The organism is Hyphomonas jannaschiana VP2 (assembly GCF_000685215.1).
Classification (GTDB): domain Bacteria; phylum Pseudomonadota; class Alphaproteobacteria; order Caulobacterales; family Hyphomonadaceae; genus Hyphomonas; species Hyphomonas jannaschiana.
The window spans coordinates 100917-107433 of sequence record NZ_ARYJ01000011.1 but is presented as its reverse complement, the minus strand read 5'-3'; the positions used below and the strand labels follow the sequence as shown (position 1 = coordinate 107433).

Sequence of the window (6517 nt, the reverse complement as noted above, 5' to 3'; positions counted from 1 at the left end):
ACTTTGCCTTGCCCATCGGGCCTCTCCTTGAATTCGTGTTCTGTCCGGCCCGCCGGACGGGATACCAAATCAGGCCTCCGGCCTGTTAAACGGGCCTCATACCCATGTGTGGCGCGGGATTCAAGCGCACAATTGCGTTCGTCTGCACCTATACGGGCCACATCTTGCGTGAGGCGCCGAACCATGGGTAAGCCGTGACTTCCATCAACGGAAAGGACCCGTCACATGAGCGCTGATTTAGGTGCCCTCGCCGCATCTCTCAAGGCCGCGTCGCTGAAGGACCTGGCCACGGCGCGGGCCGGACAGGCTGCGCTCTCTGCCGCCGGATGGACGGCCGACCTCTCGCGTCACTATCTGGACACCGGAGCAGACGCCGCCCTGCTCGCCCATGGCGCGAGTGCCGCGCTGGAAACGGCCGCAGAACAGCTTTTCAATGGGGACATCGTGAACCCGTCCGAGAAACGCCCGGCGCTGCACTGGGCCCTGCGCGCACAGGCCCCGCTGGAAGGTGAACCCGAAGCCGTCCGCCAGAGCGTCCTGCCCGCGCTCGAATTCGCACGGCGCGTGCAGGAAGGCGAGATCCGCACCCTTGCCGGCACCCCTTACAAGGCCGTTCTGCACATTGGCATCGGCGGTTCCGATTTCGGCCCCCGCCTGATCGCAGACGCCTTTGCAGACCTCGCAACGCCCGGCATGGAGCTGCGCTTCTGCGCCAATGTCGACCCTTGGGACCTGGAGCACGCCCTGGCGGGACTCGATCCAGCCAGCACGCTGGTCGTCGGGGTCTCCAAATCCTTTGGTACAGAAGAGACGCTTTATAATCTCGGCCGGGCCCGCGAATGGATGGAATCCTCACTCGGCGCCGAGGCCAGCCGCCAGATTGCCCTTGTCACCGCCAATCCGGAGCGGGCTAAAGCCTGGTTCGGCGGTAATGACGGCTATTTGTTCGACATGCCTTTGTCGGTCGGCGGACGCTTCTCGCTTTGGTCTGCAGCCTCCCTTGCCTGCATGATCTATCTGAAGGCCGGGACATTTGAGGCCATTCTGAAAGGCGCGGCAGAGATGGACGCGCACACCCGCACGGCCCCACTTGCTGAAAACCTGCCGATGCGCCTCGCCCTGCTCGACTTCTGGAACGCGTCCTGCCTCGAACGCAGCATGCGGGTCATGCTCGCCTATTCCCACCGCCTGCGGATGCTGCCGACCTACCTGCAGCAGCTGGAAATGGAATCGAACGGCAAGTCCGTCGGCCCTGGCGGCGTTCCATCGCCCTACTCCACCGCACCGGCCCTTTGGGGTGGCGAAGGATCTGTCGGCCAGCACTCTTATCACCAATGGCTTCACCAGGGCTCGCGCAGCGTGCCGTGCGAGTTCATCCTCGCCCCGGACTTCGACCGCGACCCGGAAGGTGTCACCGCCCTGACGGCTCACGCCCTTGCCCAGGCTGAAGTGCTGGCGAACGGCCGCTCCCTGGAAGAAGTCCGCGCGGAAGAACCCGACCTGTCTGACGCAGTGGCGAAGCAAAAAGTGCACGCAGGCGGCCGCGCCTCATCCTTCCTTCATCACAAATCCTTTGGCCCGGAAGCGTTCGGCAGCCTCGTTGCGCTATACGAACACCGGACCTATTTCGCCGGCAAGCTCTGGGGCCTGAACCCGTTCGACCAGTGGGGCGTCGAGCGCGGCAAGACGATGGCGACGCGTCTGAAGCCTGCCTTGTCCGGCGACACCACGGCAGACGATCCGGTCACAGCCGCCCTCATCAAGGAGCTCGGCTGAGCCCATGCCCGCGGCTCGCATCCTTCAGGAAGTGTGCGCCGCGGAGACGCGCGAAGTCGCCCTTGATGAGACCGGCCGCCCGATCGCCGTCCGGCTCACGCGCCTGACGGAAAACCGGCCGGTTCAGATCGGCCAGTTAATGACCGGGCGCCTGCGCACAATTTCGTTGAGCCAGGGCGGCGGTTTTGTCGAACTGGACGGCCACGCGGGCGATGCCTTCCTGCGCCTGCAAGAAGGGCACGGTCTGACAGAGGGGCAATCGCTTGAAGTCCGGGTGGTCGCCGAAACCCGTGAAGGCAGTAAGCTGCCGCGGGTGGCCCTGGCAGGGAAATCGAAGGACTTTCGCTTCCTCGATCCTTGGGGCACTGCTGCTGTTGAACGGGTCGAACCGGGTGACGAGACCGTCGCCATGGCCTTTGACATGGTCATCTCAGAGACAGTGAACCTGCCGGGCGGTGGCAATATCACGCTGGAGCGTACGCGCGCGCTGGTCGCCGTCGATGTCGATACGTCCGGCCGGTCTGACACGGGGCGCGCCGCCAACCGGGCGCTCAAGGTCAATCTCGACGCCGCGGCCGAACTCGCCCGCCAGATCCGGCTCCGGAATCTCGGCGGCCTCATTGTGATGGATTGCGTCAGCCCGTTGAACCGCGAGTCAGGCAAACAGGTACGCGACCGTTTCAATACCGTCTTCCGGAGCATTTCCGATCAGCGGGTGCGGGCGCTGTTACCCTCCGATCTCGGGCTCCTGCAGGCGTCGGTCGAATGGGCAGAGACCCCCATCGCGGAACGCCTGCTTGATCCGTCAGGTTCAAAATCATCCCGGACAGTCTGTTTCGACGGGTTCCGGCGGCTGGAGCAGGAAGCGCGGGCGAAGCGCATGGACAGGCTGCGCCTTGACCTGCCGGGCCACGCCCTTGCCTGGCTGAACAAGGAGGGAGACGAACTCAGACAAGCCCTTGCGGAAAAGTACGGCGACCGCTTCACTTACGACTCGACCGATCCGAAATCCCCTATCGTTGCCACAGTCCCATGAGCCAGCCCGTGCCCCCTGAAAAGCGCCAGCCCAAATGCGCCCAGTGCCGCAAGAAACCGGTCTCTGCAGAGTACCGGCCCTTCTGCTCCAAACGCTGCGCAGATGTAGACCTCGGCAAGTGGCTGAATGACGGTTACGCCATTCCCGGCCCGCCTGTCGAAGACGACGAGGACTCCCCGCGTCCCGGCCCCCATTCCGGCGAGGCCGGGGATATGTCAGCAGAAGACTGAAATCGGCATAGACAAGCCCGCAGGGCTCCGTTAGATAGCGCCCTTCCCCACGGCCCGCCCGGGTAGCTCAGGGGTAGAGCAGCGGATTGAAAATCCGCGTGTCGGTGGTTCGATTCCGCCCCCGGGCACCATTTTTTCCAGACAATACGAAAACTCACGCCGCCTCATCCTGCCCCGGTGCCCGTTGCGCGGAGGCATCCAGTACGCCGGGCGTGTCCCAGGCGCCTTCGGGGCGGATGATCATGTAGGGGTCCGCTTCCATCGGCAGGGCGGCCGGGTGTTCGGGGACGAAGATCTCGATCTCGCGATACTCATAGTCCGAAAACCAGAACGGTGCCCGGCCCGGCAGGAGACGGCAATTGAACGTGCGTGACCAGACCGGCCAGAGCCGCGCCTGAATCTGGCCGAGCATGCGCCGGTAGCCCTTGCGCGCCACCAGTTCGAACATCTCCGCCAGCAGGACGCGCAGGCCCATGCGCCCCCGTTCGCGCGGCAACAGCGCAATCCGCTCCAGTTTTGCAAAGTCTGCAAACCAGCGCACGCGCAGTGTGCCCACCGGCTCTGCCCCGTCGAACAGAAGGAAATGCGTGCTGCAAAGGTCGTTGCCGTCATATTCCTCTTCATACGGACAGGCCTGTTCCGACATGAACACCGCCGCGCGGATGGCCGCCACCATCTGCAACTCGTCCAGCGAACGCACTGGCCGGGCGCTGTAGCGCTCCCAGGCTGAGTCCGGCACTGGTCGCCGCAATCCCAGTTTCCCCACCTCCGGCCGTGTCATCAGGCAGCCTCCGACCCGGTCGAGAGCGCTTCCTGCACCCAGAGATCAGGCAGGCCGCCTTCAAGCGGCGAAAAGCCGAGGGAGGCCATGGACCGCTTGCCGTCATCCGTGGCACCGCGGGCGAAGGTGGGCACGGCCGCGAACTGCTCCACCCGCATCACGGCCGCCGCCGTCATCACGGCACGCCGCGCTTCCTTCGTCGCGCCGGCATAGACGCCGATATAGACCCCAGCGACATCCCGCCCGTGCCAGGCCAGATGCGCCGGTGCCGGGTCTGCAGGGCAGTAAGTCCCATCCCGCACGGCCTGCTCACCTGCAGGCGAAAGCGGCAGGACAAGGAACACGCCCTCAATCGGGTTGCCCGTGACCCAGGCCGTCATCCCGGTAACGACATCCATACGCATCACGGCGTCCGCTGTGGCGATTTTTGAGTTCATCAGGGACTCGGCCAGGCGGATGCCATCGCCCAGCTCCCGGATGGTCGCATGCCGGAAGCCCAACTCCCGTGCACGCTGCTCAACCAACACAATGTCTACGTGTATTGTAGACATTTTACCATTTCTCGTTGCTTTCATGCCGACTCTCCACTACACGCTTAAATTGAGTTTTTCAGGTTTTGCGGGAGGGGGCTTTAGCCGTGGAAGAAAGGGGGCGTTTCAGCCCTGCAAGGGGACGCAATGCAGGCTGAGCTATTTGACTGGGACAAAATCCGGGTCTTCCGGACGGTCGCCCATCTCGGCAGCATGAGCGCTGCAGCGATCCGGCTCGGCGGCTCTGTGCCAACGATCAGCCGCCGCGTCTCAGACCTGGAAGCAGACCTCAACACACAGCTGTTCCATCGCTCCACGCGCGGCATCGAACTGACGGAAGCCGGCAGCATTCTGCTTCGCCATGCCGATGTGATGGCCGACGTGATGGAAGCGGTGGAGATCGATGTGGCAGACCGGCAAGGGACACAGACCGGTATTGTCCGCCTGGATGTGGATGAGGCCTTGCTGGCCTGGTGGCTCATGCCGCAACTGCCGGTCTTCCTGCGCAGTCATCCTGGCATCGACCTGCGAACCAGCGCTTGGACCCCGCCCACGGCGGAGGCGCTCAATCGCGCAGATATACTGACGACGCTTGACCGCCCGGTGCAGTCAGACCTTGTGACGCGGCGCCTCGGCAAAGTGCACTACGCCATCTATGCCGCGCCAACGCATCCGGCGGCCGAACATGGGCCAGCCAGTCTTGAGGACATCGACACCGTACGATGTGTCTTTCCCCTTGGGCTGGCCGACCGGATTGCCGGAAGCCTGACACCGGCAACCCCGCTCCGGCAGTTTTGCGAACGCTCACCGGTGACCAACAGCCTTGCGTCCGCCCTGGCGGAATGCCGGTCCGGCGCCTCTCTTTGCGCCCTGCCGACTTTTGTTGAAGCATCGCACACGGATATTTTCCGCATCTGCCCCCTGCCAGAGATCCGGGACGACATCTGGCTGTCCTTCCCTGAACGCGCGCGGCGGCTGGAACGCTGCACGACGGTGCTCGACTGGCTGCGTGGCCTGCTCAATGCAGAGGCGCATCCCTGCTTCCGGCAGAACCCGGCGCAGGCCCTGCGTATGGAGCCAGCACCGCTGCTACGCCGTCAGGCCTGAGCCAACCGGGTCAGGCCGCGACGAAACCCTGCAGCTCGGCCGCGGTCTGACGGACCTGTTCCGGGCTGCCGAACAGCTGCCGGTTCACGCCGATCCGCTTGAACCAGTAATGCAGGCCCAGCAGGTCCGTGAAGCCCATGCCGCCATGCACTTCCGTCGCCGTTTTCGCTACAAACGTGCCGACTTCGGCAAGGTGCGCCTTGGCGAGGTTTGCCATGACCAGGGCTTCCGGATCTTTGGTGTCCATCGCATAGGCCGCATGCCAGACGAGGGCCCTTGCGGGCTCCAGCTTCGCGGCCATTTCGGCACAGAGATGCTTCACCGCCTGGAACGAACCGATCACCCGGCCGAACTGTTTGCGTTCCTTCGCATACTCCACCGCCTTGTCGAGCATGGCCTGCGCCGCACCCAGCGTATCAGCAGCGATCAGCAGGCGGGCGGCAGCCAGCGCAGACGCGTCCGGCTGTGTGCTGGTTTCCGCCATCGTACCGTCGAAGGTGAGCTGCTGGAACGTGCGTGTCCGGTCGATTGTACGCATCGGCTCGGCTGACCAGCTGTCTGCGACATGGAAACTGCCGCTCGTGTCAGCCAGAAGGACATGGGTCGCGCCGTCCGGAACATCGGCCAGCAGGCTGGTCCCGGTGAGGCGGCCATTGTCCACTGTCACCCCGGCACCATCGCGGCGCGAGGAAAGCTCTGTCAGGGCAAGACCGAACACCATTTCCCCGTCTGCGATGCCGCGCGGATAGTCTTCCTGATAGTTCGGCAACAGGTCAGCCGCGACGGTCGCCGCAAGGAAGCCGGACGGCGCCACAGTGTAGCCGAGCGCCTCCTGCACGAGACAGGCCTCCAGCAGGCCAAGACCCGAGCCGCCCATCATTTCCGGAACGTGCAGGCCCATGATGCCCATTTCCGCAAGCCCGGCATCCAGCCCGGCTTTGGCCTCTGCATCCCCGTCGGCAATCTTGCGGATCGTATCGAGAGAGGCATTGTCTTTCAGGAATCCGCTGATCGAATCCTGCAGCATGCGCTGGTCTTCTGAGAGTGCGAATTCCAT

At 64.1% G+C, this 6517-nt stretch carries 7 protein-coding genes and 1 tRNA gene; 5 read left to right on the top strand and 3 right to left on the bottom strand.

Annotated features, from left to right (window positions below):
* Positions 1-225 precede the first annotated feature (225 nt).
* The 4 genes from HJA_RS14835 (at position 226) to HJA_RS14820 (ending at position 3173) form a co-directional block, all read left to right on the top strand.
* Positions 226-1776 carry a glucose-6-phosphate isomerase gene (locus HJA_RS14835; RefSeq protein WP_035583669.1) on the top strand — a complete coding sequence of 517 codons (1551 nt, stop codon included), beginning with the start codon at positions 226-228 and terminating at the stop codon, positions 1774-1776.
* Between the two features lie 4 nt (positions 1777-1780).
* Entirely contained in the window at positions 1781-2812 is a 1032-nt protein-coding gene (locus HJA_RS14830; RefSeq protein WP_035583665.1) for a ribonuclease E/G, read from the top strand.
* Between the two features lie 8 nt (positions 2813-2820).
* Positions 2821-3042 (top strand): DNA gyrase inhibitor YacG, encoded by a 222-nt coding sequence (locus HJA_RS14825; protein WP_241764378.1) that lies wholly within the window; start codon positions 2821-2823, stop codon positions 3040-3042.
* Positions 3043-3098: 56 nt separating this feature from the next.
* Positions 3099-3173 (top strand) — tRNA-Phe (locus tag HJA_RS14820).
* 23 nt (positions 3174-3196) lie between these two features.
* Here the strand turns inward: HJA_RS14820 and HJA_RS14815 are convergent.
* Positions 3197-3823 (bottom strand): GNAT family N-acetyltransferase, encoded by a 627-nt coding sequence (locus tag HJA_RS14815; protein ID WP_035583664.1) that lies wholly within the window; start codon positions 3821-3823, stop codon positions 3197-3199.
* Positions 3823-4374: a hypothetical protein gene (locus tag HJA_RS14810; protein WP_155840031.1), complete on the bottom strand. Its 552-nt coding sequence runs from the start codon at positions 4372-4374 to the stop codon at positions 3823-3825. Before HJA_RS14810 ends, HJA_RS14815 begins: the two co-directional genes overlap by 1 nt.
* A gap of 126 nt (positions 4375-4500) precedes the next feature.
* Here HJA_RS14810 and HJA_RS14805 point away from each other — a divergent pair, with 126 nt between their 5' ends.
* Positions 4501-5460, top strand: coding sequence for a LysR family transcriptional regulator (locus HJA_RS14805; protein ID WP_035583660.1), 960 nt, complete (start codon positions 4501-4503; stop codon positions 5458-5460).
* Positions 5461-5470: 10 nt separating this feature from the next.
* On the opposite strand, the gene HJA_RS14800 is transcribed toward HJA_RS14805, so the two are convergent.
* Entirely contained in the window at positions 5471-6517 is a 1047-nt protein-coding gene (locus HJA_RS14800; RefSeq protein WP_035583657.1) for an acyl-CoA dehydrogenase family protein, read from the bottom strand.

Bases quoted from the DNA above. Each gene is read 5' to 3' on its own strand.
- HJA_RS14835 (WP_035583669.1), top strand. From the start codon at position 226: ATGAGCGCTGATTTAGGTGCCCTCGCCGCATCTCTCAAGGCCGCGTCG.
- HJA_RS14830 (WP_035583665.1), top strand. From the start codon at position 1,781: ATGCCCGCGGCTCGCATCCTTCAGGAAGTGTGCGCCGCGGAGACGCGC.
- HJA_RS14815 (WP_035583664.1), bottom strand. From the start codon at position 3,823: ATGACACGGCCGGAGGTGGGGAAACTGGGATTGCGGCGACCAGTGCCG.
- HJA_RS14810 (WP_155840031.1), bottom strand. From the start codon at position 4,374: ATGTCTACAATACACGTAGACATTGTGTTGGTTGAGCAGCGTGCACGG.
- HJA_RS14805 (WP_035583660.1), top strand. From the start codon at position 4,501: ATGCAGGCTGAGCTATTTGACTGGGACAAAATCCGGGTCTTCCGGACG.
- HJA_RS14800 (WP_035583657.1), bottom strand. From the start codon at position 6,517: ATGGAATTCGCACTCTCAGAAGACCAGCGCATGCTGCAGGATTCGATC.